Below are 23653 nucleotides of genomic sequence, written 5' to 3'. Positions count from 1 at the left end.
CGTCCCGCCCGATCGCGTGGGGCAGGATGGACGTATCACTTAACAAGAGGATGGGAGCATGGACGGTACTTCTGCAAGTCCCCAACAGATGAACGCGCAACAGCGCTCGGCAAAAATCCGTGAAGTGGTGCTCGCCGAAGGCGTGCGGTTGCGCCAACAGCACCCCTGGCTATTGCATCAGGACGCGTTGGGCGCGGGTATCCTGGCCTTTGCCTTGCTCGGCATGCTCGGCTCGGCGGCGCTCTACATCACCGGCCATATGGCTTGGTGGGCGTGCCTGCTGCTCAATGCCTTCCTCGCTTCGCTGACCCACGAGCTGGAACATGACCTGATCCACAGCATGTATTTTCGCAAGCAACGCGTGCCGCACAACCTGATGATGGGCCTGGTGTGGCTGGCGCGGCCGAGCACCATCAACCCGTGGATACGCCGGCATTTGCACCTTAACCACCACAAGGTGTCCGGCACCGAAACCGATATGGAAGAGCGCGCCATTACCAATGGCGAGCCGTGGGGGTTCGCGCGGTTGCTGATGGTGGGCGATAACGTGATGTCGGCGTTTATCCGCATGCTGCGGGCCAAAACCTGGCGTCACAAACTCAAGATCCTCAAACGCTCGCTGCTGGTCTACGCACCGCTGGCGCTGCTGCATTGGGGCGCGTGGTATGTGTTCCTGGGCTTTCATGCCGCCAATGGCATCGCCAGCCTGATGGGCGTGCCAATCCAGTGGTCCGCCGGTACCTTGCAGATGATGCAGGTGATTGATATCGCCGCCGTGGTGATCATCGGCCCTAACGTGCTGCGCACCTTTTGCCTGCATTTTGTCAGCTCCAACATGCACTATTACGGTGATGTGGAACTGGGCAACGTGATCCAGCAAACCCAGGTGCTCAACCCGTGGTGGATGTGGCCGTTGCAGGCGTTCTGCTTCAACTTCGGCAGCACTCACGGCATCCACCATTTTGTGGTGAAGGAGCCGTTCTACATCCGCCAGATGACCGCCAAGGTCGCCCACCCGGTGATGCGCGAGATGGGCGTGCGCTTCAATGATATCGGTACGTTTACCCGCGCCAACCGGCTTGAACGCCAGGAACGGCCGGACGCCGAACTGGCGTTCAGCAAGCAATAAACGCCAGCGGCAGGTCGCGAATCTGTTCGCGCAACGGCGGCTGATAGTGGTCGTCGCTGATCAGCTCATGTAGCAGCTCTTCGCGCAGTTGGTGGAACTCGAAGCTGCTGCGCTGGCGCGGATGGGGCAGGGCGATGTCCACCACCTGCTTGATCCGCCCGGGTCGCGGCTCCATCACCACCACGCGGTCGGCGAGGAAGATCGCTTCTTCCACATCGTGGGTCACCAGCACCGTGGTGATTTGAGCGCGGGCGCGGATCGCCAATAGCTCGTCCTGCATCTGCTGGCGGGTCAGCGCATCGAGGGCGCCGAACGGCTCGTCGAGCAACAGAATGCGCGGGCTGGCCACCAGACCTCGGGCGATAGCCACACGTTGCGCCATGCCGCCGGACAGCTGATGCGGGTAAGCGCGGGTAAAGTCTGTAAGGCCCACCAATTCGATAAAGTCACCGATGCGCCGGTTGCGCTCGGCCTCGCTCAACGGCTCGTTGACGAGGCCCAGGCCGATGTTTTCTGCGACGGTCAGCCAGGGGAACAATCGGTGTTCCTGGAATACGATGCCGCGTTCGCTGCCAATGCCCTTTACGGCGTTGCCATCCACCCGGATCTCGCCACGAAACTGCGTGTCCAGCCCCACCAGCAGGCGCAGCAGGGTGGATTTGCCGCAGCCGCTGGAACCCACAATCGCCACAAACTCGCCTTCGGCAATGTCCAGGTTGAATTCGCGAATCGCCTCCAGCTCAAAGCCGTCGACGTCAAAGGTCTTGCCCACATGGTTGAAGCTGACGATAGGTGCGTTCATGCGTGTCTCCAGCGCGTGGCGCGGGTTTCGATGCGTTGGCCGATAAGGTTGAGCGTGGCGCCGGTGAGGCCGACCAGCAACATGCCGCCCATGATCAGGTCCATGCGCAGCAGCTGTTGGGCGCCGATCATCAGGCTGCCGATGCCGCCATTGGACGGCATGAAATATTCCGCGCCGATGGTGCCCAGCCAGGCATAGATCAGGCTCAGGCGCAGGCCGGCGAAGATCCCCGCCGCCGCGCCCGGCAGCACCAGGCGGCGCAGGCGCTGGAACAGATTCAGGCGCAGCACTTGCGCGGCTTCGCGCAGCTGTGGCGACAGGTTCAACACGCTGCGCTGGGTGGCGATAAACAGCGGAAAAAACGCCGCCAGGGCGATAAACACCCACTTGGCCAATTCACCCAGGCCGAACCAGGCGGTGAGTAATGGCACCCAGGCGAAAATTGCGATCTGGCGCAGTGCGGCCAGGGTGGGCCCGAGCACTCGCTCGCTGCGTCGCGACAAACCCAGCCACAAACCCATGGCAAACCCCAGGCTGCCGCCGAGCAACAAGCCTCCCAGCGTGCGGCCGAGGCTTTTGCCCAAGGCGCCGGACAGGCTGCCATCCAGCACGCCGGCGGCGGCGGTTTGCAGCACGGCCCATGGGCTGACCAGAATATTCGGGTCTACCCAAGCCTGATCCGTCGCCAGCTGCCACAACGCCAGCAACAGCAGCGGCAACACCCACGGTTGCAGGCGTTGCCACCCCTCATAACGCGGGCCGCGGCGAATCTGCGCAGTGGCCGGGTGCGGCCAGTGCACCCATTTGCGGTCCAGCCAGCCGATGCCGCGATCCATCACCACGCCCAGCACCCCGATGACCACGATGCACACGAAGACACTATCGAGCATGAACAACTGGCGCGCCCAGACCATCAGGTAGCCGATGCCTTCGCTGGACGCCAGCAGCTCCACGGCCAGCAACGAGGTCCAGCCCGCCGCCAGCGCCAGGCGCACACCGGCCATGAAGGCCGGCAATGCAGCGGGCAGTATCAACCGACGAATCAGCAGATGGGTAGGCAGGCGCAGTACGCGGGCGGCTTCACGCAGAGTGGGTTGCGCGTCACGCACGCCGACCAGTGTGTGCAGGGTGACGGGCACCACAATCGCCTTCACCAGCACCACCAGTTTCAAGGTTTCGCCGATGCCGAAAAACACCATGAACAACGGGATCCAGGCCAGGGTCGGCACTTGTGATAACGCGCTGAACGTGGGGAATACCAGGCGTTCGGCGCGAGCGCTGAAACCCAATAGCGCACCCAATACGGCCCCCGCGCCGATACCGGCCAGCAGCCCCCAGAACAAACGCTGCAAGCTGATCGCCAGGTTGCTCCATAATTCACCGCCGGCCAGTTCCACAGCACTGCTCCACACCAGTGAAGGTGCGGGCAAAATTTGTTCGCTCATCCACTGATGACGGCTGGCCAACCACCACAGCGCAAACAGCGCCAGCGGCAACAGCCAGGGCAGCAGACGCTCACCGAGCAAGGGCCAGCGCGGCATGGAGGCTGAAAGCGGCAGGCTCAACTGTGAAGTGCGGGCCATGGCTGACCTCCGTCGGCGTTATGTGATTTCGATCTTATAAAAATGGAATCAAGATGATTGTGAGATAAGAAAAATCATTTAAAGCCTCTGCCCGGCACGCATCCAATGCATTCGAAGAATATTTTTGATGCTGTTTATGCATACGCCGCTGGAGCCAGCGTTTTAGCTCGCATAGTCCAAAAAGCTATTAAATTGTGAATTTATAGTATTTAAAGTTTTGCTCGGGCTATGCCTACTTTCTGCTCCCCAGGCGACCGTCGCCCACCAGGAGCTGCGCTTATGAAACTGCCCTTCAAACGTCTGATCAGCCTGTTCGCGGGCACCGCCCTGGCCGGGTTGGTGCACGCTGCCGACCTCAAGGAAATCCGCATCGCGGTGCCTGACCTGAGTGCCGGCAGCCAGCACAGCGGCGGCGGTATAACGGATGTGTTGCGCGAGCAGCAGATCTTCGAAAAAGCCTTTGCCGATCAAGGCATCAAGATTCAGTGGAATTACTTCAAGGGCGCCGGTCCCGTGATCAATGAAGCCTTCGCCAATGGCCAGGTAGACCTGGCCTACCTGGGCGATCTGGCGGCGATCATCGGTCGCTCCAATGGGCTGGACACACGTTTGCTCAGCGCCAGCGCGCGTGACATCAAACAGTACCTGGGCGTGGTGCCGGGCTCGGGGATCAAAAGCTTGCAGGACCTCAAGGGCAAGCGTGTGGCGGTGTTCCGTGGCACGGCCAGCCAGTTGTCGTTCGACAGCGCATTGGCCAGCCAGGGCTTGAATGAAAAGGACCTGAAAGTCATCAACCTGGATTTCAACGCGGCGGGCGCGGCATTGGCCGCCAAGCAGATTGATGCGACCTGGGGCGGTTCGAACCTGACGGCGTTGCAGGCTAAAGGGCTGGCGGAAATACCGCTCACCACCAAGGACCTCGGCGGTGCCGGCAGCATCCAGGCGGTGCTGGTAGGCAGCAAACAATTTGTCGACGAACACCCTGATGCGGTGGCCAAGTTGCTCAAGGCCCAGCAGCAAGCGGTGCAGTGGTTGACCACCGACAGCAACAAGCAAGCCTATATCGAGCTGGTGTCGGGGCGTGCCAGTTATCCGCCGGTGATCCTGACCAACGACTTGAAAGACCAACAGCTCAGCGAGATTTTCCCGGCGACCCTGGACCCGGTGTTCCTGGGCAAGTTGCAGGGCGCGGTGGACTTGGCGTCCAAGGAACGGCTGATTCGCAAGTCGTTTCAGGTGAGTGACTGGGTGGCGCCGAACCTGGCCGCTGCGGGCCTCTGACAGAGGTGGTGTCTGGGCTGCCGTCTTCGCGAGCAAGCCCGCTCCCACATTTGGAATGCATTCCAACCTGTGGGAGCGGGCTTGCTCGCGAAGAGGCCCATCAAACCGCCACACTCACCTCCTGCCTGTCGACCTCCACCAGCGTCTCAATCATCGCCTTCGCCGCCGGCGACAACCTCGACCCCGTGCGGCTGACAATCCCGCAGCGCGCGCTCATGGTCTCCATGTTCTGCGGCAGGTTGCGCCAGTGCAGCAGCACCAGCGAACCCTGTGCGATATCCTCGGCAAAGGCTTCCTCGGTGCCCACACCGATGGCATTCGATTGCAGCACGATTTTTACCAGCGCCGGGAAGTGTTCAGTCTGAATGCTGGGTGAAAAATCCATGCGCCCACTCAGGTTCGCCAGCAGTTTGCGAATGCCCTGGGAGATCAGCGGCGAGGCCAGCGGGTAGTCGAACATGTCGTTGGTCGACAGGCTGTCCTTGGCCAGCAACGGGTGCCCTGGGCGGCAGAAAAACACGCCGCGCTTGGGCGTCAATGCGCGGGTCTGGAAGTTCGGGTCGGCCTCGAACTGGCGGATGTCGGCGATAAAGAACTCGATCTCTTCGCGGCTCAAGGCGCGGCTGAGTTTCTCCCAGTTATCCACCTGGAAACGGGTGCGGATTTTCGGGTGCGCGCCGATAAAACGCGCCACTGCGTCCGGCACCAGTTTTACCGCTGGCGCCGGGCCGCAACCGAAGCGCAGGTCGCCGGCGTCGAGCTTGGTCATGCGCGTGACTTCACTGCTCAGCAGCGCGGCGCCGTGCACCAGGGTCAAGGCATGTTGCAGCACTACCTGGCCCTCTGGCGTGGGGCGCAAGTCCTTGTGGCCACGGTCGACCAGCACGCAGCCGAACTCCTGTTCCAGCCCCTGGATGCTGCGGCTGAACGCCGGTTGGGTGATGCCCATGGCGTCGGCTGCACGCACGAAACTGCGGTGTTCGTTGAGGGCGATGAAGTACCGAAGTTGGCGAAGATCCATATGCTTTCCCGGCATTTGAAAAATAGGTCGAAGGCATTTGCGACCGTGGGAGCTGAGGTTTTAAATGCAAGCTCTTATTCCGTCAACGAAGCATTGATTCATTTGCTAGATCTAAATTGCATATGAATAGAGCGTTGCAGGAAAGCATCCCACCATCAGCAGGCACATGAGGGTCATCACAATGAGCAACGCCGCATTAGCTGTTCAACCCGTCGCCCAGACGCTCGACATCCACCCGGTGGCCGGCCGCATCGGCGCCGAGATCCGTGGCATCAAACTCTCCGGTGACCTGGATGCCGCCACCGTCGAGGCCCTCCAGCAAGCGCTGGTGCAGTACAAAGTGATCTTCTTCCGCGAACAAACCCACCTCGATGATCAGAGCCAGGAAGCCTTCGCGCACCTGCTCGGCGAGCCGATCGCACACCCGACGGTGCCGGTGCGCGACGGTACGCGCTTCCTGTTGGAGCTGGACGGTGCCCGTGGCCAGCGCGCCAATTCCTGGCACACCGACGTGACCTTTGTTGATGCCTACCCTAAAGCCTCGATCCTGCGGTCGGTGCTGGCACCAAAGTCTGGTGGCGACACGGTGTGGGCCAACACGGCCGCCGCCTACAACGACCTCAGCGCCGACCTGCGCGCACTCGCCGACAACCTGTGGGCCGTGCACAGCAACGAGTATGACTACGCCGGGCGCAAGCCGGATGTGTCGGTAGAAAAGCTTGAGGAATACCGCAAAATCTTTACTTCCACCGTGTATGAAACCGAGCACCCAGTGGTGCGTGTACACCCGGTCAGCGGCGAAAAAACCTTGCTGCTGGGCCACTTCGTCAAACGCCTCAAAGGCTACTCCCAGACCGAATCTGCGCAGCTGTTCAACCTGCTGCAAGGCCACGTCACCCGCCTGGAAAACACCGTGCGCTGGCGCTGGGACACCGGCGACGTGGCGATCTGGGACAACCGCGCGACTCAGCATTACGCGGTGGACGATTACGGCACCCAGGAGCGCATCGTGCGTCGGGTGACGCTCAAGGGCGATGTGCCGGTGAGTGTGCAAGGGCAGCGCAGCCAGACCACAAAGGGATTATGAGCTAAGTCGCAGATCAAAAATGTGGGAGCGGGCTTGCTCGCGAATGCGGTGGATCAGTCAGCATATTTGCAACTGACAGACCGTATTCGCGAGCAAGTCGGCTCCCACATTAGTTTTTTGTATGTTTACCAGACGCCGATTTTCACCACCTTTTCCGCTTCCGGCTCACCGTACCGGAACCACTGGCCACGCGAATCAACCTCCGCATGGCTGATGGTGGTACGCCGCTTCAACCCACGCAGCCATTCGAACAAATACCCCAAGTGCGTCTCGCGCACCGCCGCATAGGCCGGGTCGGCGCCCAGGTCGTGTAACTCCTGCGGGTCATTCTGCAGGTCAAACAACTGTGGACGAAAACCGTCATAGGCCAGGTATTTCCAACGCTCACTGCGCACCATGGTCATGCGGCAACGGTCGATGGGCTGCGCCAAACGCTCGCGCGCCGGGGCCTGGAAGGCATAGTCGTATTCAGCGATGGCGTAATTACGCCAGCTGATCGGTTCGCCGTGCAGCAGCGGGATCAGCGAGCGGCCTTCCAGGCGATGGTCTGCGGCAGGCAAGCCCAGGGCATCGAGGAACGTTGGCAGGGCGTCGATGGTTTCCACCAGGCGCTCATCCACCGTGCCACGGCTGATATCGGCACTGGCACGCGGGTCGCGCACGATCAGCGGAATGCCCACCGCAGGCTCCAGCAGAAACTCTTTTTCGCCCAGGAAGTGGTCACCGAGGAAGTCGCCATGGTCGCTGGTGAACACGATCAGCGTGTCGTCCCAGCGGCCGTTGCTTTGCAGAACGTCGAACAGCCGCCCGAGTTGATCATCGACCTGTTTGATCAGGCCCATGTAGGTCGGGATCACCGTGAGCCGCACTTCATCACGGGAAAAATTCACGCTTTCCTGATGCTGACGAAAAGCCTGGTAAACCGGATGATCGCTGGTGTGCGCAGGCTGAATCGGCGCCTGGATATGCGCGGCGCCATACAGCGCGTGGTACGGCGCTGGCGCGATGTAGGGCCAGTGCGGCTTGATGTATGACAGGTGCAAACACCACGGCTGCTCGCCTTGTTCAGCGATAAAGTCGATGGCACGGTCGGTGGTGTAGACGGTCTCCGAATGCTGCTCGGCTACCCGCGCCGGCAGCCCGGCGTTGCGCATATGCCAGCCGCTGAGTACCTCACCGTTTTCACCGGCGGCGGCGTTGGCCCATTCATGCCAAGGGTTGGTGCCGTCGTAGCCGTGCTCGCGCAGGTACTGGGTGTAGGGCGCGGACTCGCGTTTTTCTGTGAACAGCGGGCTGTCGGGGTAGATGCCGTCGTGGCGCAAATACGCGTCGAAACCCACCTCATTGAAGGGCTCGGCCTGCGGGCTTTCAGGGTCGATATTCAGGCGCTGCAACGCTTCCAGGTTCGGCGTGGCGTGGGTCTTGCCCACCAGTGCGGTGCGGATGCCATGGGGGCGCAGGTAGTCGCCGATGGTCAGCTCTTCCAAGGGCAACGGCACCGCGTTCCAGGCCACCTGATGGCTGCTGACATAACGCCCGGTGTACGCCGACATCCGCGACGGCCCGCAAATGGTGCCCTGGGTGTAGGCGCGGCTGAAGCGCACGCCGGCAGCGGCGAGGCGGTCGATATTCGGCGTGTGCAAATGCGCGTGGCCGTAGCACGACAGGTAATCGCGGCGCAGTTGATCGCACATGATGTAGAGCACATTGCGCACGGGGTTGGGTTGGGACATGGGGCTTCACCGGACAGAGGAAAGGTGAAGGTTTTCGCTGTTCGGGTGGTGGGCTGGCAAGTGCATTTGAGGACTGGGTTTTATGCAGGGAATGCATGGGTGTTGCTTCTGGCGCCTTCGCGAGCAAGCCCGCTCCCACAGGGGGAATGCATTTCAAGTATGGGAGCTGCCTTGCCTGGCGAAAGATCTGATATGAACAGCCAGTTCTGCCAGCCATTTATCGTCTGCCCGGGCTGCGTCATGGGAGGAGATATAGCCTTCATAACGCTCAAAATATTTGTCCACGTTCGAGCTGATTTTTTTGAAGGCGCTGTCTTCCCCGGTCCCGTGCATTGGGAATAATTTGGCGTGCAGGTGATCGACGCCATAACCCTCCAGAATCATTCCCGTTCTCGCCACACCTTCCAGCGCTTGGTCCAAAAGATTCGCAGTTTTTTTGGCCGCGATGACCAAGTCGCAAAGCACTCTGTCGGACTCGGCAAACGCATAGCTGCCCTGATGGGCTTTGGGTATAACGACACTGAACCCCGGTGTGTTGGGAAATATGGAGAGAAACGCCATGTGGGTCTGATCTTCCCATAGGAGATGAGTGGGAGCAGCCCCGCGGGCAATGCTGCAGAAAATACAGTCCATTAAACACCTGCCTGATTGTCATCAAAATAGTGGGTGCTATATCCCAACGGCCACTGGGCGGCATCCCACTCAATATAATGCGATCGTTGTTCGCCGAAGAGATTGGACGCGATGGACGTTATTATTCCGGAGGCCATAAGCGCAGCAATATTGAAATTTAACGGGCCGAAGCTCGGCATGATTGACTGAGGGAGTCTCAGCCAGTGTGTGGTGCTATTCGGGCTGAGTGTCGAATACCGTCTTTCAGCTTGAGGAATTACTCGGTATTTAGTGATTAAAAAGGATATGAATGAGTTGTTAGGTGTTTATTTATTCTTTATTAATTTTTTGTTGCTGGCATGGATTCTATATTTTTTGAGGCTTTTGCTTGGGGGGAAATCGAGCTCGATTGTTCCGTTCAAACCGCAATATTTTCCAACGCGTAAGCATCCTCGTCTCTTTCATCGATCTGCTTGATCTGCTCAATCATCGCCTCCGCCAACGGCGACAACCGATACCCCGCCCGACTGACAATCCCGTAGCGGGTATAGCGCTCTTCCAAGTCCTCAGCCAGCCCATCAATCTTCAAGCACACCAACTCACTCCGGGCCATGTGCAGCACATCGCTGTTGGCGCTGACGATGCCGATCGCATCCGAGCGCAGCACCACACCCATCAAGCTGTAGCCGTTTTCGCACTCCACATTGGGCAGGTAATCCGGCCGGCCGCTGAGGTCGACGATGACTTTGCGCAGGTTCGGCGGGCGAATCGTCACCGCCAGCGGGTAGCTCATCAGCTCGGCGGCGCTGACGCTTTCGCGCTCGGCCAGCGGGTGCCCGGCGCGGCAGCAGAAGTACCAGCGCCGCGCGCGCAGGCGGTGGGTGTGGTAGTCCGGGTTGGCTTCGAAGTGGCGGGTGTCGGCGACGAAAAACTCGAACTCTTCGCTGAGCAGGCGTTTGCTCAAACTTTGCCAGTCATCCACCTGGAACTGCACGCGGGCCTTGGGGTAGCGCCCGATAAAACTGCCGATGGCACGCGGGATCAACCCGGCAGCGGGCGCCGGGCCGCAGCCGAAGCGCAGTTCACCGGCTTCCAGGCCATTGAACTGGCTGATCTCGTTGGCCAGCGCCTGCGCGCCGCTGACCAGGCGCCGTGCATGTTCGAGCAGCACCTGGCCTTGCTTGGTCGGCGCCAGGTCTTTGCGGCCACGGTCTACCAGTTGGCAACCGGCACTGTGTTCCAGCGCCTGGATGCTGCGACTGAACGCCGACTGCGACAGGTTCACGGCCAGCGCCGCCGCGACAAAACTGCGTTGTTCGGCAAGGGCAATGAAGTGGCGAAGTTGGCGTAAGTCGATATGCATTTTTCACATCAAAAATATCCGGGAAATGCATTGGCTATGCATTAGGTCGACTCCTTATAAAGGCTATCTCTTATGCAGTAAATGTTCGATAAAACATAAATAAATAACCTTTTGGAATATCTGATAGTTGATATTTCCGGGTTTCGGAGCCGCTTATGAGTCTGTTGAAGTCCTTGCCCCTGGCCATGTTGGTGGCCGGCAGCACCAGTTGGTCGCCGACCCAGGCCGCCGAAACACCTGCGCCTGCCGGCAAGGGCGAAAACGCCAGCGGCCAGCTTGAGACCGTCACTGTCACCGCCCGGCGGCGCACCGAAAGCGCCCAGGCAGTGCCGACGCCCATGAGCGTCATCGGCGGCCAGGCGCTGGAGAGCCAGCGGGTCTACCGCATTCAGGACTTGCAGCAACTGGTGCCCAGCGTCAACGTCGCTTACATGCATGCGCGTCAATCCAGCGTGTCGATTCGTGGGTTGGGCAATAACCCGGCCAGCGACGGCCTGGAGGGCAGCGTGGGGCTGTATATCGACAACGTGTACCTTGGGCGGCCGGGCATGGCGGTGTTCGACTTGATGGACATCGAGCAGCTTGAAGTTTTGCGCGGCCCGCAAGGCACCTTGTTCGGCAAGAACACCACGGCAGGCGTGATCAATATCAGCACGCGCGCGCCGAGTTTTACGCCGGAGCGCAGCATTGAAACCTCGTTGGGCGAGGACGGTTATTTCCAGACCAAGGGCACGATTTCCGGCCCGCTCACCGACGAGTTGGCGGGGCGTTTTTCCGCCTATCGCACACGCAGCGATGGCGACATCAAAAACGAATACAACGGCCATGACCTTAACGGCGGCTCACGCCAGGGCTTTCGCGGGCAGTTGCTGTACAAGCCCAGCGACACCTTCAACCTGCGCTGGATCGGTGACTACAACGAGGAGGATTCCAGCGCCGGCACCCGCGTGCTGTACAGCACGGGGCCGACCATCAATGGCACCAACCTCTATCAGTCTCGGGCCGCAGCGGCGGGCGCGAGCCTGGTGGATGGCACCCATCGCAAGGTCAACCTGGACAACGACCAGCATGTCACCGTGTTCCAGGGCGGCACTTCATTGGAGGCCAACTGGACGTTGCCGAGTGACTTCACCCTGACTTCGGTCAGCGCCTATCGCTGGTGGAATTTCACCCCGCGCAATGACGACGGCCTCAACGTGCCGGCGTCGTATAACGCCGGTGTGTCGGTGGAAGATAAGCAGTGGTCCCAGGAATTCCGCCTGGCCTCGCCCACCGGCGGTTTCTTCGACTATGTGCTGGGCGCCTATTACTTCGGCAACTCGCTGGATAACAAATCCTTCGCCTATTACGGGCCCAAGGCGGATATCTGGAATGGCACGCCAACCGGCGCGCTAAATGATGTGAGCAGCGTCGGCAACGGGCATATTCGCACCGACAGCTTTGCCCTGTTCGCTCAGGGCACCTGGCACCTCACGGAGCGCCTGGATTTCACCGCCGGTGTGCGCGGCACCTACGAAGAAAAAAGCGCCTGGGTCAGCCGCAATGCGCCTTTGGGTGGCGCTGCGGTCACCGGCGCCGCTGCCACGGCGCGGCGTGGGCGCACCGGCGCGTATGACTCCGGCGATCTCAACCAGTACAGCGCCACGCCGTCGGGGTTGCTCAACCTGAGCTATCACTTCAACGACAACCTGCTCGGCTACGCCACGTTGTCCCATGGCGAGAAGTCCGGCGGGGTCAATTTGGTGGTGGGCTCTGCGCCGACGGCCGGGGCGGATTCGCTGCTGGTGGGCACCGAGCGCGCCAACAACGCCGAGTTGGGGTTTAAAAGCACGCTGTGGGACCGCCGCCTGCAACTCAATGCCAACCTGTTCTGGACCCAGGTCAACGGCTACCAGACCAACGCCTACGACCAGGAAAACCGCGTGCAATACCTGACCAACGCCGGTTCCGTGCGCTCGCGCGGCGTGGAAGTGGAAAGCACGCTGGTGCCGATCCGGGGCCTGACGTTGAATATCAATGGCTCGTTCAACGATGTGAGTTACCTGTCTTACAAAGATGCGCCGTGCCCACCGGAAGTCAGCTTGCGCCCGGGTGCGCCGGCCTCCTGCGACCTGAGCGGCCACCAAGTGGTGGGCGCGTCCAAGTGGATCGCCAACGCCAACGGCGAGTACAAGTGGAACCTGGATAACGGCTTCGAACCCTACGTGACCGCCAGCTACGCATTTCGCTCCAAAGCGGTGGGCACGGTGGAGGATTCCGACTATGGGCAGATTCCGGCCTACGCGGTGGTCAACCTCTCTACCGGCCTGCGCGGCAACTACCAGCAAGGGCAGTGGGATGTGTCGTTGTGGCTGAAAAACGCCTTCGACAAAACCTACTACACCACCCTGTGGACCGGCGGCAACGGCGGCTACGAAGGCTTGCTGGGCACGCCGCGCACCCTAGGCGTGACGGGCCGCTACGACTTCTGAGCCAGTGCGGTAGGTGGCCGGGCTGAACACCCGAGTCACCACCAGCATCGCCAGCACCGTGACCGTCAGCACCACCCAGGCGCTGACAAAGTTGCCGGTGAGTTCGCGCAGCCAGCCGGTCAGCCAGGGTGAAACCGCGTTGATCAAAAAGCCCACGCCCTGCACGAAGGCCGCCAGTTGCCCGGCTTGGCGTGGGTCGCGGTGGTGGTCGAGGGTCAGCAGCAGGCTCAGGGCGAAACACGCGCCCAGACCAAAACCGCACAAGGCCACCCACAGGTGCGGGTACTCCAGCGGTGCGAGGATCAGGCCGAGGTAGCCGACAGTCTGTGCCAGCAGGCTGATGCCGAGCAGCGGGCGACGGTCGATACCGCGCTGAGCCAGCACCGGCATCAGCAGCGCGGCGATCACCTGGAAAATGGTCATGAACGCCAGCAACGAACCGCTGGGCAACACGCCCCAGCCCAGTTGCTGATAGTAGGCCGGCAGCCACGCCACCATGCTCATGTAGCCGCAATTCACCAGCCCGAAATACAACGCCAGCAGCCAGGCCCGACGATTGCGCAGCCCCTTGAATGCCGGCGCGATTTGCAGGTTTCTCGCCGCGCCCAACGGCAGCCAGGCCCACAGCAGCAATGCCCCCAGCGCAGGTAACAGCCACACGCCAAGCCCCGCCTGCCATTGCTGAAAATGCGTAGCCACCAGCGGGCTGAGCAACGCCGCCAGGCCACCGCCCGCCATCAACGAGGCCGAGTACACACCCATCGCCACCGGCACGCGGTGATGAAATTCGCGCTTGATCATCGCCGGCACCAATGCCTGGATCAACGCCACACCGGCGCCGCCCAGCAACGCGGTAACCAGCAGCGCCGACGCCTGGCCCATCAACCAGCGCGCCAGGCAGGCCAGCAGAATCATCATCAGGCCCAATGCGATGCCGCGTCGTTCGCCCAGACGTGCTTCCACGCGCACACCGACCAGCGCCACCAGGCCCATGCACACCACCGGCAGGCTGGTGAGCAGGGCGCTGCTTTGGAAACTCAGGCCGGTGGCTTGGCGGATCTCGCCGAGCAAGGGGCTGATAGAGCTGAGGATGGGGCGCAGGTTCAGGCCCAGTACGACCAAAAGGCCCCAGCCGGCGAGTTTTCCCGCGAATGAATGGTTGAGCGTCATGCACGGCCTGTCGTCTGCGCAAAAGAGGCGTGAAGTATGCCCAGCCGCCAGAGTATTCTGAAATTAAATATAACCATGCCAATCAGTGGCAAACGCAATGGTGACGAGCATGTTTGATCCTGTGTTATTGCGCAGTTTTGTCGCCGTGGTGGATTGCGGCAATTTCACCCGCGCCGCCGAGCGCCTGCACTTGACCCAATCCACGGTGAGCCAGCAGATCCGCCGCCTGGAAGACGCGGTGGCGTGCCAGTTGCTCGACCGTGACCAGCGCCGCGTGGTGGCCACGGCGGAGGGCGAGCGTTTGCTGGCCTACGCGCGGCGCATCCTCGCGTTGCATGAAGAAGCCGCCGATGTGTTGATCAACCAGCAAAGCGACGGGGTACTGCGCCTGGGTGTGCCGGAGGACTTTGCCGCCGAGCGCCTGATGCCGCTGCTGTCGGCCTTCGTGGTGGCCTATCCGCGGGTGCGTCTTGAGGTGACCAGCGGCCTGGGTCCCGAGTTGCAGCGCCAATACCGTGCCGGCGAGTTCGACGTGTTGCTGGTCAAGCAGATGGGCGACAGCGAGGACTGCGTGGCCTCGTGGCCGGAACCCTTGTGCTGGGTCGACAGCCGCGACATGCCGTCCCTGGGGCGCGACCCGCTGCCCCTGGTGGCGTTTCCGGTAGGCGGTTTGTACCGCAATGAAATGCTCCACCACCTGGAAGTCGGCGGCTGGCGTTGGCGTATCGGCTATTCCAGCGCCAGTTTGGCCAGCGTGTGTTCGGCGGTGGCGGCGGGGCTGGGCATCAGCTTGTTGCCACGGCGGGTGGTGCAGCCTGGGCATGTGGTGCTCGGCGATGACAGTGGTCTGCCGATGGTGCAGGGCGTGCGCCTGGCGCTGTATGGCCGCAGTGGGTTGGGCGCGGCCGGGCAGACATTACAGCGACAATTGCTCGATTTATGTGCAAATAACCCGCACTGAATCATGCCTTTATTGAATATTTTGCATGCCTTAAATGCATTGCAAAACAGCACCTTGCCGCCAGACCTCGAAAGACGTGGCCTTGGCGTTTCAGGATGTTCGTTTATTCAATTTGGGTCTATGTATAACTTCAAAGATTACTTTAAGAGATAAGCGTCTAGCCCCGATGATTCAGCCCTCGACGGCCGCGTTGGCAGGCCTGTCGGTTTTTTTGTGTGAAAACCGTAGGGAGTGAATCAATGGGCAATGTCCAGACCGCCGCCAGTGCACCCGAGGCGCAGTGGCGCCAGGCACCGGGTGGTGAGTTGGTCGACCTTGGCCGGCCGCACCGCGCGCCGTTGGGGCAATTGCGTTTGCAGAAAACCCCTAAGCGTTTTTCGAGCCGTCGCGAAGGGATTCTGCTTGGGTTGCTGGTGCTGGCCCTGCACGGCGCGGTGATCTATTGGGTGAGCCAGAAGCCCACGCCGGTGCTGCCGATTGTGCCGCCGGAAATCCCGCCGATGACCATCGAATTTTCCCGGCCCGCGCCGCCGGTGGTGGCGCCGCCTCCGCCTGTGCCGCCACCACCGCCGCCACCTGTGGTCGAGCCACCGCCGCCGGTTGTCGATGAGTTGGCCGCCAAGCCTGCACCGCCAAAACCTGTTCCAAAACCCAAACCAAAGCCGGTACCGAAACCAGCACCCAAGCCTGTGCCGAAGGCGGTCGAGCAGCCGCCCGCGCCACCGATACCCGCGCCTCCGGCGCCCGCAGCGCCACCGTCGCCGTCACCTGCACCGGTGACACCGGCTTCAGCCAACGCTGCGTACCTGAAGAACCCGGCGCCGGAGTACCCGTCACTGGCCCAGCGCCGTGGCTGGGAAGGCACGGTGTTGTTGCGCGTGCATGTGTTGGCCAGCGGCAAGCCGGGTGAGATTCAGGTCCAGAAAAGCAGCGGTCGCCAGCAACTCGACGACGCCGCACTGGCCGCCGTGAAGCGCTGGAGCTTCGTGCCGGCCAAGCAGGGCGATGTGGCTCAGGACGGCTGGGTCAGCGTCCCGATCGATTTCAAGATTCACTAACTATTCGGCAGCGGTGTGTTGGACACGCCGCCACCTGCACAGAGGGGAAACATCATGGCATTAGCATCTCCACTTGAATCCATCGAAAGCGCGGTGATCTGGCTGCTGGTGGTCTTTTCGGTCGCCACCTGGGGCCTGGCGTTGTTGAAGGGCGTGCAGTTCGGGCGCCTCAAGGCGCAGGATCGCAAGTTTCACAAACGGTTCTGGGCGGCGTCGAGCCTCGATGCCGCCGCCGAATTGGCCGAAACCCAGCCCGGCGCCGCTGCCCGTGTGGCCCAGGCCGGTTATGCCGCGATCCAGGTCGGTGATGCACCGCACGCGGCAGACTTGAGCCAGGCCATCAATCACCAGGACCGCCTTGAACGCGCCTTGCGCCAGCAGATCGTGCGTGAGCGCCGCTCTCTGGAAACCGGCCTGGCCGTGGTTGCCAGTATCGGCAGCACCTCGCCGTTTATCGGCCTGTTCGGCACCGTGTGGGGCATCATGGAAGCCCTCAAGGGCATCAGCGCTGCCGGCTCGGCCAGCCTGGAAACCGTGGCCGGCCCGATTGGTGCGGCCCTGGTCGCCACCGGTGTGGGTATCGCCGTCGCCGTGCCGGCGGTGCTGGTCTACAACTACTTCCTGCGTCGCCTGAAGCTCACGGCAGCGGACCTGGATGACTTCGCCCACGATTTCTACAGCCTGGCGCAGAAGAATGCCTTCCGTGTGCTGCTGCACCCGACCTTGAGCAAAGCCACGGCCGGCAACCCGCAAAAAGTGAAGGAGGCATCCTGATATGGCCTTCTCCACGCAAGACAGTGATGAGGTGCTGAGCGAGATCAACGTGACGCCGCTGGTGGACGTGATGCTGGTGCTGCTGGTGGTGTTTATCGTCACCGCGCCATTATTGACCAATTCGATCCCGATCAACCTGCCCAAGACCCAGGCCGTAGCCCCGGTGGAACAGAAAGACCCGCTGGTGGTGAGCATCGACGGTGCCGGCAAATTGTTTATCAACAAGGACGAAATCCAGCCCGACCTGCTGGAGTTCAACCTGCAGGCGGCCAAGGCCAAAGACCCGGAAGTGCGGGTGCAGCTGCAGGCCGATGATGGTGTGAATTACGGCGAAGTGGCGCGAGCCATGGCGTCTATCGAGCGCGCAGGCATTACCAAGCTGTCGGTGATTACTGCACGTTAAGTTTCAAAAGCCTCGACAATTTTTTGGCCGTCTCCTTGGCAGGGTGCGGCCTTTTTTTTGCCTGCAATTTAGGCTCTGACACGAGTCTCGATGTGCAACAGGGTCCAGTGTGGGAGCAGGCAAGCCAGCTCCCACATTTTTAAGTATCGTGCGATTGATATTTTGGTTATTAATAAATAGCTTCTTATTCCTTAACGAATATAACCCTCGTCCCTATACTGACCAGCAACGTTAAACGCTGCAGGAGGGCACACCCATGCACAGCGAGTCGATTCGTTATCTGATCGTGCCGGGCTGGCAAGGATCGCCAGAAGATCATTGGCAAAGTCATTGGCAGAACAGCCTGCCCAACAGTGCGCGCGTGGAGCAGGCCGATTGGCTTACTCCGCGTCGCGAAGATTGGGTAGCCGCACTGGCCGAGGCCATCGCCGCCGACAGCACGCCGGTGATTCTCATTGCCCATAGCCTGGGTTGCATCACCGTGGCCCACTGGGCCGCGACGGCGCCGGTGAATTTTCTGCGGCAGGTGCGCGGCGCCTTGCTGGTGGCGCCGGCCGATGTCGAACGCCCAGCCTGTGCCCCCGCCCTGCGCAACTTTGCACCGATTCCCACGCACCTGCTGCCGTTTCCCAGCCAAGTGGTCAGCTCCGACAACGATAGCGCCGTCAGCGCCACTCGCGCTTTGGAGCTGGCCCGCAACTGGGGCGCCGAGGCCGGCATTTTGTCCGGTGCCGGGCATATCAACGTGAAGTCCGGTCACCAACGCTGGGAACAGGGTTTCGCCTACCTCTATCGCTTGCAAAACCGCCTTGAGCATCACGCCCGGCGCCGTGCATAAATTTTTTCAACGCCCCGTCCCTGAGCGGATTTGGGGCGGGAGCCTGCCATGAGTCATGACACCTTTGGCCAGCCGTTGCTGACCTTTCCCGATGCTGAAAAAAGCCCGCTGAGTATCCGCGCCAAGGCGCTGGTGTTTGTCGACCCGCGTTCACGCCAGCTGCGTGAAGAGCTGGAAAGCCTCGCGCCGCGTGCATTGCCGGTGTTGATTCGCGGTGAGACCGGCAGTGGTAAAGAGCTGCTGGCGCGGCATATTCACCGGGGCAGCGATCGCACGGGTTTGTTTGTGTCGGTCAATTGCGGTGCCATCAGCCCCACCTACGCCGACGCCGAATTGTTCGGTTATGCCGCCGGCAGCCACAGCGGCGCGGCCAGCAGCCGCGCCGGCTGGTTTGGCTCGGCCAATGGCGGCACCCTGTACCTGGACGAGATCGGCGACTTGCCGCTGCCGATCCAGGTGAAATTGCTCGCCGCCCTGGAAAACCATGAAGTCACCCGTGTCGGCGCTCATCAGCCAAGCCCGGTGGATGTGCGCCTGGTCGCCGCCACCAGCATCGAACTGGCCCAGGCCGTGGCCGCCGGCAAGTTTCATGAACGCCTGTTCCATTACCTGAGCGAAGGCCAACTCGACCTGCCGGCCCTGCGTGAGCGGGTAGGCGACATTTTGTCCCTGGCGGAATATTTCCTCGGCATCTACAGCCAGCGCCTGGACCTGCCGGCGCCGCTGATCAGTGATGCCGCCCAGCGCGTGCTCGAGCATCACAGCTGGCCGGGCAATACCCGCGAGCTGGAAAACGTTATTCACTTTGCGCTGTTGGTAAGCAGTGGCGATGAGATTTTGCCCGAGCATTTGAACCTGCCCGCCGCCGGTTCGCCGTTGGAACAACTGCGGCGGATCTTCGCGAGTGCCAGCGCCGCCGAACAGCAAACCTTGCTCAGCTTTCTAAATGAACAGCCGCAACATGAGCAAAATGGAATATCAACGTGAATAAAAGATATTGTTCGGGAATAAAAAATATAGGTATTGTCCACCCCACGCCGCGATAGCACTTCGCTGGCACACCATAAAAACGGTCGTCAGAGACGCCCCGGAATTTCGATAAGGACACTGCATGAAAAAGGTTCTGTTGTTTACCGCACTGGCGGCTGCCCTGACTGCAAGCTTCGCCCAGGCCAACGAGAAACTGGTGGTAGCGGCTACCCCGATCCCGCACGCGGAGATCCTTGAGTTGGTCAAGCCGACCCTGGCTAAAGAAGGCGTGGACCTGGAAATCAAAGTCTTCACTGACTACGTACAGCCCAACACCCAGGTTGCCGAGAAACGTCTGGACGCCAACTACTTCCAGACCCTGCCGTACCTGGAAAACTTCAACAAGGGCAAGGGCACCAACCTGGTCACCGTTATTGGTGTGCACGTTGAGCCCATCGGCGGTTACTCGAAAAAGATCAAGAATATTTCTGAACTCAAAGATGGCGCCACCGTGGCCATCCCGAATGAAGGCTCCAACGCCGGCCGTGCCCTGTTGCTGCTGCAAAAGAACGGTCTGATTACGCTCAAAGACCCGACCAATGCACTGGCTACGCCGAAAGACATCGCCAGCAACCCGAAAAACCTGAAATTCAAAGAGCTGGAATCGGCGCTGCTGCCACGCGTGCTGGACCAGGTTGACCTGGACGTGATCAACACCAACTACGCCCTGGAAGCCGGCCTGAACCCAGCCAAGGACGCACTGATCATCGAAGACGCCAAGTCGCCGTACGTGAACTTCCTAGTGGCCCGCCCGGACAACAAGGACAGCGATGCGATCCAGAAACTGGCCAAAGCCCTGACCAGCCCGGAAGTCAAAGCTTTCATCGAGAAGAAGTACAACGGCGCGGTAGTGCCTGCGTTCTGATGTAAATAAAACCCCCTTCAAGGTTTGAACGCCGACGGCTACTGCAGCGTCGGCGTTTTTTTGATCGTTCCCACGCTCCGCGTGGGAATGCCTCCTGTGACGCTCCGCGTCACGAGCGGACGCAGAGCGTCCCGCGCTGCATTACCACGCAGAGCGTGGGAACGATCAGGGCAGCGGCTCAGAGCTCGCGGCTATTGATCGCCCGACGCAACGCCACCAGCCACTTCACCAACTCCTGCGGATCAATCGGTTTCGCTTCGTTCATCAGTCATTCCCTCGAAACACAGACCCAGCAACCATAGCCGTCACCCGCCCAACCCGCGAATCCGCCGGTTATCTTTTTGGGTGATATCAATATGCTATTTTGGTATTTAAATTTTACTTTTTATGCCTTTAAAGTTCGCGCTACCCGACGTTACCCTCGCCGGAACGGACAGCGCCCGCCGCATTACCCCTGCGGCGTCATGGACTCAAAATGACCTTCGATTTTGCTTTTATCCTCAGCACCTTGCCGGCGTTTCTAAAAGCCGTGGGGGTCACACTGCAAGTGGGTTTGATCGCCATTGCCACCTCGTTGCTGGTGGCGGTGATCAACGCGGCGCTGCTGGTATTTCGCACGCCCTACCTGTCACGCCTGGTGGCGCTGTATGTGGAGCTGGCGCGTAACACGCCGCTGCTGATCCAGCTGTTCTTCGTGTACTTCGCACTGCCGGCCCTGGGTTTCAATATCTCCGGGTTCTGGGCGGCGATCATCACCATGACCTTCCTCGGCGGCGCCTACCTCACCGAAGTGCTGCGCGCCGGCGTGGAAGCGGTGCCGCTGGCGCAGATCGAGTCGGGTAAATCCATCGGCCTGTCGGACTGGCAACTGCTGCGCCATGTGATCCTGCCCCAGGCCGGCATCCTCAGCCTGCCGGCGCTGTTCGCCAATTTCATCTTTTTGCTCAAAGAGACCACCGTGGTGTCCGCGGTGGCGGTGCCGGAGATTCTCTACACCACCAAGAGCTACATCGCGCTCTACTACAAGACCTACGAAATGCTCGCCGTGTTGACGCTGATTTGCGTGCTGCTGTTCTTGCCGCTGTCGCTGTTGCTCAGCCGCCTGGAAAGGAGGCTCCAGCATGGCCAGTTCGGGTCTTGAGTTGTTGTGGGTGTCACTGCCGCAACTGGGCAAGGGCGCTGCGCAAACCCTGTCGATTTCTTTTTTGAGCATCGCCTTCAGCACGGTCGGCGGCGTGTTGTATGGCGTGCTGCGCACCTTGAATAACAAGGTGATCAACGCGGTGCTGCGGGTGTACCTGGAGCTGTTTCGCGCGATCCCGGTGCTGGTGTGGTTGTACCTGCTGTTTTTCGGGCTGCCGATTTTCTTTGGCCTGAGCATTCCCAGTTTCTGGTGCGCGGTGCTGGTGCTGTCGCTGTGGGGCGCCAGCGAGGTAGGCGAGGTGGTGCGTGGCGCGCTGCATTCGCTGCCACGTGGCCAGCGCGAGGCGGGGTTGTCGATTGGTTTATCCGACCCGCAACTGTATGGCTACGTATTGCTGCCCCAGGCCCTGAAACGCATGACGCCGCCGACCATCAACGTCTACACGCGGATCATCAAGACCAGCTCGCTGGCGGTGCTGATCGGCGTGGTGGATGTGATCAAGGTCGGCCAGCAAATCATCGAACGCACCTACGAGTCGGTACTGATCTACGGCGTGCTGTTCCTGTTTTTCTTCTTTATCTGCTACCCGTTGTCGGCCGCCTCCAAGGTGCTGGAACGGCGCTGGGGCCAGGCATGAGCGCATTGATCGAGTTCCAGGGTTTCAACAAATTTTTCGGCGAGACGCAGGTGCTCAAGGGCATCGACCTGAGCGTGCAGAGCGGCGAAGTGGTGGTGATCCTCGGCCCCAGTGGCTGCGGCAAAAGCACCTTGCTGCGCTGCCTCAATGGGCTGGAAGTCGCCCACAGCGGCAGCCTGCGGTTTGCCGGCAAGGAGTTGCTGGACAAAAACACCGACTGGCGTCAGGTGCGCCAGGACGTGGGCATGGTGTTCCAGAGCTACCACCTGTTCCCGCACATGAGCGTGCTCGACAACATCCTGCTCGGCCCGCTGAAAGTGCAAAAGCGCGACCCGCGTGAAGCCCGTGAGCAAGCAGAGAAACTGCTGGCGCGCGTGGGGCTCGCCGACAAACGCGACGCCTTCCCGCGCCAGCTTTCCGGCGGCCAGCAGCAACGCATCGCCATCGTCCGTTCGCTGTGCATGAACCCGCAGGTCATGCTGTTTGATGAAGTCACCGCCGCCCTCGACCCGGAGATGGTCAAGGAAGTGCTGGAAGTGATCCAGGGCCTGGCCCGCGATGGCATGACCCTGTTGATCGTCACCCACGAAATGGCCTTCGCCCGCGCCGTCGCTGACCGCGTGGTGTTCATGGAGGCCGGTCGCATCCTCGAACACAACACCCCCGAGGCATTCTTTACGAACCCGCAAACCGCACGCGCGCAGCAGTTTCTGGAGAAGTTCTCCTTTGTTTCAACACTGCCCAAGAAAACCAAGGAATTGGAGCTGATATGAAAAAACTACTGCTGCCACTGTTTGCCGTTGCCTTACTGGCCGGCTGCGATAAAAAAGCCGAAGAGCCTGCCAAACCCGTCGCGGCTGCCAGCTACATCGACAAGATCAAAGCGCGGGACAAGCTGATCGTCGGCGTATTTACCGACAAGCCACCCTTTGGTTTCGTCAACGAAGCGGGCCGCTATGTGGGGTTTGATACCGACATCGGCCGCCAATTCGCCAAGGACCTGCTGGGCGATGAAAACAAGGTTGAGTTCGTTGCGGTGGAACCGGCCAGCCGTATTCCGTTCCTGCAAAGCGACAAGGTCGACCTGATCCTCGCCAACATGACCGTGACGCCGGAGCGCAAGGAAGCGGTGGACTTCACCAACCCCAACCTCAAAGTTGCGGTACAGGCGCTGGTGCCGAATGACAGCGCGGTGAAAAGCCTGGATGACCTGGCGACCCGCACTACCATCGTCACTACCGGCACCACCGCCGATATCTGGCTGACCAAGAACCACCCGGACTGGAAACTGCTCAAGTTCGAGAAAAACTCCGAGTCACTGCAAGCCCTGTCGGCCGGCCGTGGCGATGCCTACGCGCAAGACAACCTGGTGCTGTTCAGCTGGGCCAAGCAGAACCCTGGCTACCGCGTGCTGGAAGAGAAACTCGGTGATGAAGCGCCGATTGCGCCGGCGGTGAAGAAGGGCAATACCGAACTGCGCGACTGGGTGAACGCGGAGCTGGCGAAGTTGGGTGAGGAGAAGTTTTTGCTCAAGCTGTATGACCAGTATGTGCGTAAAGAGCTGAGCGATGACACCAAGCCTGAGAGTGTGATTGTTGAAGGCGGTAAGTGGCAGGGCTGATGATGATGATCGTTCCCACGCTCTGCGTGGGAATGCCGCTCAGGACGCTCTGCGTCCGCTCTTGGAGTCGT

22 protein-coding genes are annotated in these 23653 nt (G+C 60.7%); 15 read left to right on the top strand and 7 right to left on the bottom strand.

Features of this window, described 5'->3' with window-relative positions; genetic code table 11:
• Positions 1-58: 58 nt before the first annotated feature.
• Positions 59-1129 carry a fatty acid desaturase gene (locus tag BFP92_RS20765; protein WP_065930887.1) on the top strand — a complete coding sequence of 357 codons (1071 nt, stop codon included), beginning with the start codon at positions 59-61 and terminating at the stop codon, positions 1127-1129.
• On the opposite strand, the gene BFP92_RS20760 is transcribed toward BFP92_RS20765, so the two are convergent.
• Positions 1116-1931 (bottom strand): ABC transporter ATP-binding protein, encoded by an 816-nt coding sequence (locus tag BFP92_RS20760; RefSeq protein ID WP_065930886.1) that lies wholly within the window; start codon positions 1929-1931, stop codon positions 1116-1118. The genes BFP92_RS20765 and BFP92_RS20760 overlap by 14 nt on opposite strands.
• Positions 1928-3514 (bottom strand): ABC transporter permease, encoded by a 1587-nt coding sequence (locus BFP92_RS20755; protein WP_065930885.1) that lies wholly within the window; start codon positions 3512-3514, stop codon positions 1928-1930. Before BFP92_RS20755 ends, BFP92_RS20760 begins: the two co-directional genes overlap by 4 nt.
• A gap of 279 nt (positions 3515-3793) precedes the next feature.
• Here BFP92_RS20755 and BFP92_RS20750 point away from each other — a divergent pair, with 279 nt between their 5' ends.
• Complete coding sequence (locus BFP92_RS20750) at positions 3794-4795, top strand: ABC transporter substrate-binding protein (RefSeq protein ID WP_065930884.1); 1002 nt, start codon at positions 3794-3796, stop codon at positions 4793-4795.
• A 100-nt stretch (positions 4796-4895) separates the two neighbouring features.
• Here the strand turns inward: BFP92_RS20750 and BFP92_RS20745 are convergent, their stop codons facing one another.
• The gene (locus BFP92_RS20745) at positions 4896-5816 is read right to left on the bottom strand and encodes a LysR family transcriptional regulator (RefSeq protein WP_065930883.1); all 921 of its coding nucleotides are present in this window, start codon (positions 5814-5816) and stop codon (positions 4896-4898) included.
• Positions 5817-5997: 181 nt separating this feature from the next.
• Here BFP92_RS20745 and BFP92_RS20740 point away from each other — a divergent pair, with 181 nt between their 5' ends.
• Positions 5998-6903 carry a TauD/TfdA dioxygenase family protein gene (locus BFP92_RS20740; RefSeq protein WP_065930882.1) on the top strand — a complete coding sequence of 302 codons (906 nt, stop codon included), beginning with the start codon at positions 5998-6000 and terminating at the stop codon, positions 6901-6903.
• 125 nt (positions 6904-7028) lie between these two features.
• Here the strand turns inward: BFP92_RS20740 and BFP92_RS20735 are convergent, their stop codons facing one another.
• From BFP92_RS20735 to BFP92_RS20725, 3 genes are all read right to left on the bottom strand, one after another.
• Positions 7029-8636 (bottom strand): alkaline phosphatase family protein, encoded by a 1608-nt coding sequence (locus BFP92_RS20735; protein ID WP_065930881.1) that lies wholly within the window; start codon positions 8634-8636, stop codon positions 7029-7031.
• Between the two features lie 153 nt (positions 8637-8789).
• Positions 8790-9269, bottom strand: a complete 480-nt coding sequence (locus tag BFP92_RS20730) for an HIT family protein (protein WP_065930880.1) — start codon at positions 9267-9269, stop codon at positions 8790-8792.
• A gap of 397 nt (positions 9270-9666) precedes the next feature.
• On the bottom strand, positions 9667-10611 hold the full coding sequence (locus BFP92_RS20725) for a LysR family transcriptional regulator (protein ID WP_065930879.1): 945 nt from the start codon (positions 10609-10611) through the stop codon (positions 9667-9669).
• Positions 10612-10766: 155 nt separating this feature from the next.
• On the opposite strand from BFP92_RS20725, the gene BFP92_RS20720 reads away from it, so the two are divergent.
• Positions 10767-13082: a TonB-dependent receptor gene (locus tag BFP92_RS20720; RefSeq protein ID WP_065930878.1), complete on the top strand. Its 2316-nt coding sequence runs from the start codon at positions 10767-10769 to the stop codon at positions 13080-13082.
• On the opposite strand, the gene BFP92_RS20715 is transcribed toward BFP92_RS20720, so the two are convergent.
• Complete coding sequence (locus BFP92_RS20715) at positions 13053-14252, bottom strand: CynX/NimT family MFS transporter (RefSeq protein WP_065930877.1); 1200 nt, start codon at positions 14250-14252, stop codon at positions 13053-13055. The genes BFP92_RS20720 and BFP92_RS20715 overlap by 30 nt on opposite strands.
• Positions 14253-14361: 109 nt before the next feature.
• On the opposite strand from BFP92_RS20715, the gene BFP92_RS20710 reads away from it, so the two are divergent.
• The 11 genes from BFP92_RS20710 to BFP92_RS20660 all read left to right on the top strand — a co-directional run bounded on the left by BFP92_RS20710 (position 14362) and on the right by BFP92_RS20660 (position 23582).
• Positions 14362-15213: a LysR family transcriptional regulator gene (locus BFP92_RS20710; RefSeq protein ID WP_065930876.1), complete on the top strand. Its 852-nt coding sequence runs from the start codon at positions 14362-14364 to the stop codon at positions 15211-15213.
• Positions 15214-15452: 239 nt separating this feature from the next.
• Positions 15453-16271 carry an energy transducer TonB gene (locus BFP92_RS20705; RefSeq protein ID WP_065930875.1) on the top strand — a complete coding sequence of 273 codons (819 nt, stop codon included), beginning with the start codon at positions 15453-15455 and terminating at the stop codon, positions 16269-16271.
• 51 nt (positions 16272-16322) lie between these two features.
• Positions 16323-17045 carry a MotA/TolQ/ExbB proton channel family protein gene (locus BFP92_RS20700; RefSeq protein WP_139114092.1) on the top strand — a complete coding sequence of 241 codons (723 nt, stop codon included), beginning with the start codon at positions 16323-16325 and terminating at the stop codon, positions 17043-17045.
• Position 17046: 1 nt separating this feature from the next.
• Positions 17047-17448: an ExbD/TolR family protein gene (locus BFP92_RS20695; protein ID WP_017136714.1), complete on the top strand. Its 402-nt coding sequence runs from the start codon at positions 17047-17049 to the stop codon at positions 17446-17448.
• Between the two features lie 256 nt (positions 17449-17704).
• Positions 17705-18286, top strand: coding sequence for an alpha/beta hydrolase (locus tag BFP92_RS20690; protein ID WP_065930873.1), 582 nt, complete (start codon positions 17705-17707; stop codon positions 18284-18286).
• Between the two features lie 48 nt (positions 18287-18334).
• Positions 18335-19273, top strand: coding sequence for a sigma 54-interacting transcriptional regulator (locus BFP92_RS20685; protein WP_065930872.1), 939 nt, complete (start codon positions 18335-18337; stop codon positions 19271-19273).
• A gap of 124 nt (positions 19274-19397) precedes the next feature.
• Entirely contained in the window at positions 19398-20180 is a 783-nt protein-coding gene (locus tag BFP92_RS20680; RefSeq protein WP_056858158.1) for a MetQ/NlpA family ABC transporter substrate-binding protein, read from the top strand.
• A 475-nt stretch (positions 20181-20655) separates the two neighbouring features.
• Positions 20656-21321 carry an amino acid ABC transporter permease gene (locus tag BFP92_RS20675; RefSeq protein WP_058422589.1) on the top strand — a complete coding sequence of 222 codons (666 nt, stop codon included), beginning with the start codon at positions 20656-20658 and terminating at the stop codon, positions 21319-21321.
• Complete coding sequence (locus tag BFP92_RS20670) at positions 21302-21961, top strand: amino acid ABC transporter permease (protein WP_065930871.1); 660 nt, start codon at positions 21302-21304, stop codon at positions 21959-21961. The genes BFP92_RS20675 and BFP92_RS20670 overlap by 20 nt, the downstream gene beginning before the upstream one ends.
• Complete coding sequence (locus BFP92_RS20665; protein WP_065930870.1) at positions 21958-22734, top strand: amino acid ABC transporter ATP-binding protein; 777 nt, start codon at positions 21958-21960, stop codon at positions 22732-22734. Before BFP92_RS20670 ends, BFP92_RS20665 begins: the two co-directional genes overlap by 4 nt.
• Positions 22731-23582 (top strand): transporter substrate-binding domain-containing protein, encoded by an 852-nt coding sequence (locus tag BFP92_RS20660; protein ID WP_065930869.1) that lies wholly within the window; start codon positions 22731-22733, stop codon positions 23580-23582. Before BFP92_RS20665 ends, BFP92_RS20660 begins: the two co-directional genes overlap by 4 nt.
• Positions 23583-23653: the final 71 nt, after the last annotated feature.

Origin of the sequence: Pseudomonas sp. 58 R 3, assembly GCF_900006605.1 — a bacterium.
Classification (GTDB): Bacteria; Pseudomonadota; Gammaproteobacteria; order Pseudomonadales; family Pseudomonadaceae; genus Aquipseudomonas; species Aquipseudomonas salomonii.
This window is presented reverse-complemented; position numbering and strand designations above follow the sequence as displayed.

Bases quoted from the DNA above. Each gene is read 5' to 3' on its own strand.
- BFP92_RS20720 (WP_065930878.1), top strand. From the start codon at position 10,767: ATGAGTCTGTTGAAGTCCTTGCCCCTGGCCATGTTGGTGGCCGGCAGC.
- BFP92_RS20745 (WP_065930883.1), bottom strand. From the start codon at position 5,816: ATGGATCTTCGCCAACTTCGGTACTTCATCGCCCTCAACGAACACCGC.
- BFP92_RS20765 (WP_065930887.1), top strand. From the start codon at position 59: ATGGACGGTACTTCTGCAAGTCCCCAACAGATGAACGCGCAACAGCGC.
- BFP92_RS20760 (WP_065930886.1), bottom strand. From the start codon at position 1,931: ATGAACGCACCTATCGTCAGCTTCAACCATGTGGGCAAGACCTTTGAC.
- BFP92_RS20715 (WP_065930877.1), bottom strand. From the start codon at position 14,252: ATGACGCTCAACCATTCATTCGCGGGAAAACTCGCCGGCTGGGGCCTT.
- BFP92_RS20665 (WP_065930870.1), top strand. From the start codon at position 21,958: ATGAGCGCATTGATCGAGTTCCAGGGTTTCAACAAATTTTTCGGCGAG.
- BFP92_RS20705 (WP_065930875.1), top strand. From the start codon at position 15,453: ATGGGCAATGTCCAGACCGCCGCCAGTGCACCCGAGGCGCAGTGGCGC.
- BFP92_RS20755 (WP_065930885.1), bottom strand. From the start codon at position 3,514: ATGGCCCGCACTTCACAGTTGAGCCTGCCGCTTTCAGCCTCCATGCCG.
- BFP92_RS20735 (WP_065930881.1), bottom strand. From the start codon at position 8,636: ATGTCCCAACCCAACCCCGTGCGCAATGTGCTCTACATCATGTGCGAT.
- BFP92_RS20680 (WP_056858158.1), top strand. From the start codon at position 19,398: ATGAAAAAGGTTCTGTTGTTTACCGCACTGGCGGCTGCCCTGACTGCA.
- BFP92_RS20690 (WP_065930873.1), top strand. From the start codon at position 17,705: ATGCACAGCGAGTCGATTCGTTATCTGATCGTGCCGGGCTGGCAAGGA.
- BFP92_RS20750 (WP_065930884.1), top strand. From the start codon at position 3,794: ATGAAACTGCCCTTCAAACGTCTGATCAGCCTGTTCGCGGGCACCGCC.
- BFP92_RS20695 (WP_017136714.1), top strand. From the start codon at position 17,047: ATGGCCTTCTCCACGCAAGACAGTGATGAGGTGCTGAGCGAGATCAAC.
- BFP92_RS20730 (WP_065930880.1), bottom strand. From the start codon at position 9,269: ATGGACTGTATTTTCTGCAGCATTGCCCGCGGGGCTGCTCCCACTCAT.
- BFP92_RS20670 (WP_065930871.1), top strand. From the start codon at position 21,302: ATGGCCAGTTCGGGTCTTGAGTTGTTGTGGGTGTCACTGCCGCAACTG.
- BFP92_RS20710 (WP_065930876.1), top strand. From the start codon at position 14,362: ATGTTTGATCCTGTGTTATTGCGCAGTTTTGTCGCCGTGGTGGATTGC.
- BFP92_RS20740 (WP_065930882.1), top strand. From the start codon at position 5,998: ATGAGCAACGCCGCATTAGCTGTTCAACCCGTCGCCCAGACGCTCGAC.
- BFP92_RS20725 (WP_065930879.1), bottom strand. From the start codon at position 10,611: ATGCATATCGACTTACGCCAACTTCGCCACTTCATTGCCCTTGCCGAA.
- BFP92_RS20685 (WP_065930872.1), top strand. From the start codon at position 18,335: ATGAGTCATGACACCTTTGGCCAGCCGTTGCTGACCTTTCCCGATGCT.
- BFP92_RS20660 (WP_065930869.1), top strand. From the start codon at position 22,731: ATGAAAAAACTACTGCTGCCACTGTTTGCCGTTGCCTTACTGGCCGGC.
- BFP92_RS20675 (WP_058422589.1), top strand. From the start codon at position 20,656: ATGACCTTCGATTTTGCTTTTATCCTCAGCACCTTGCCGGCGTTTCTA.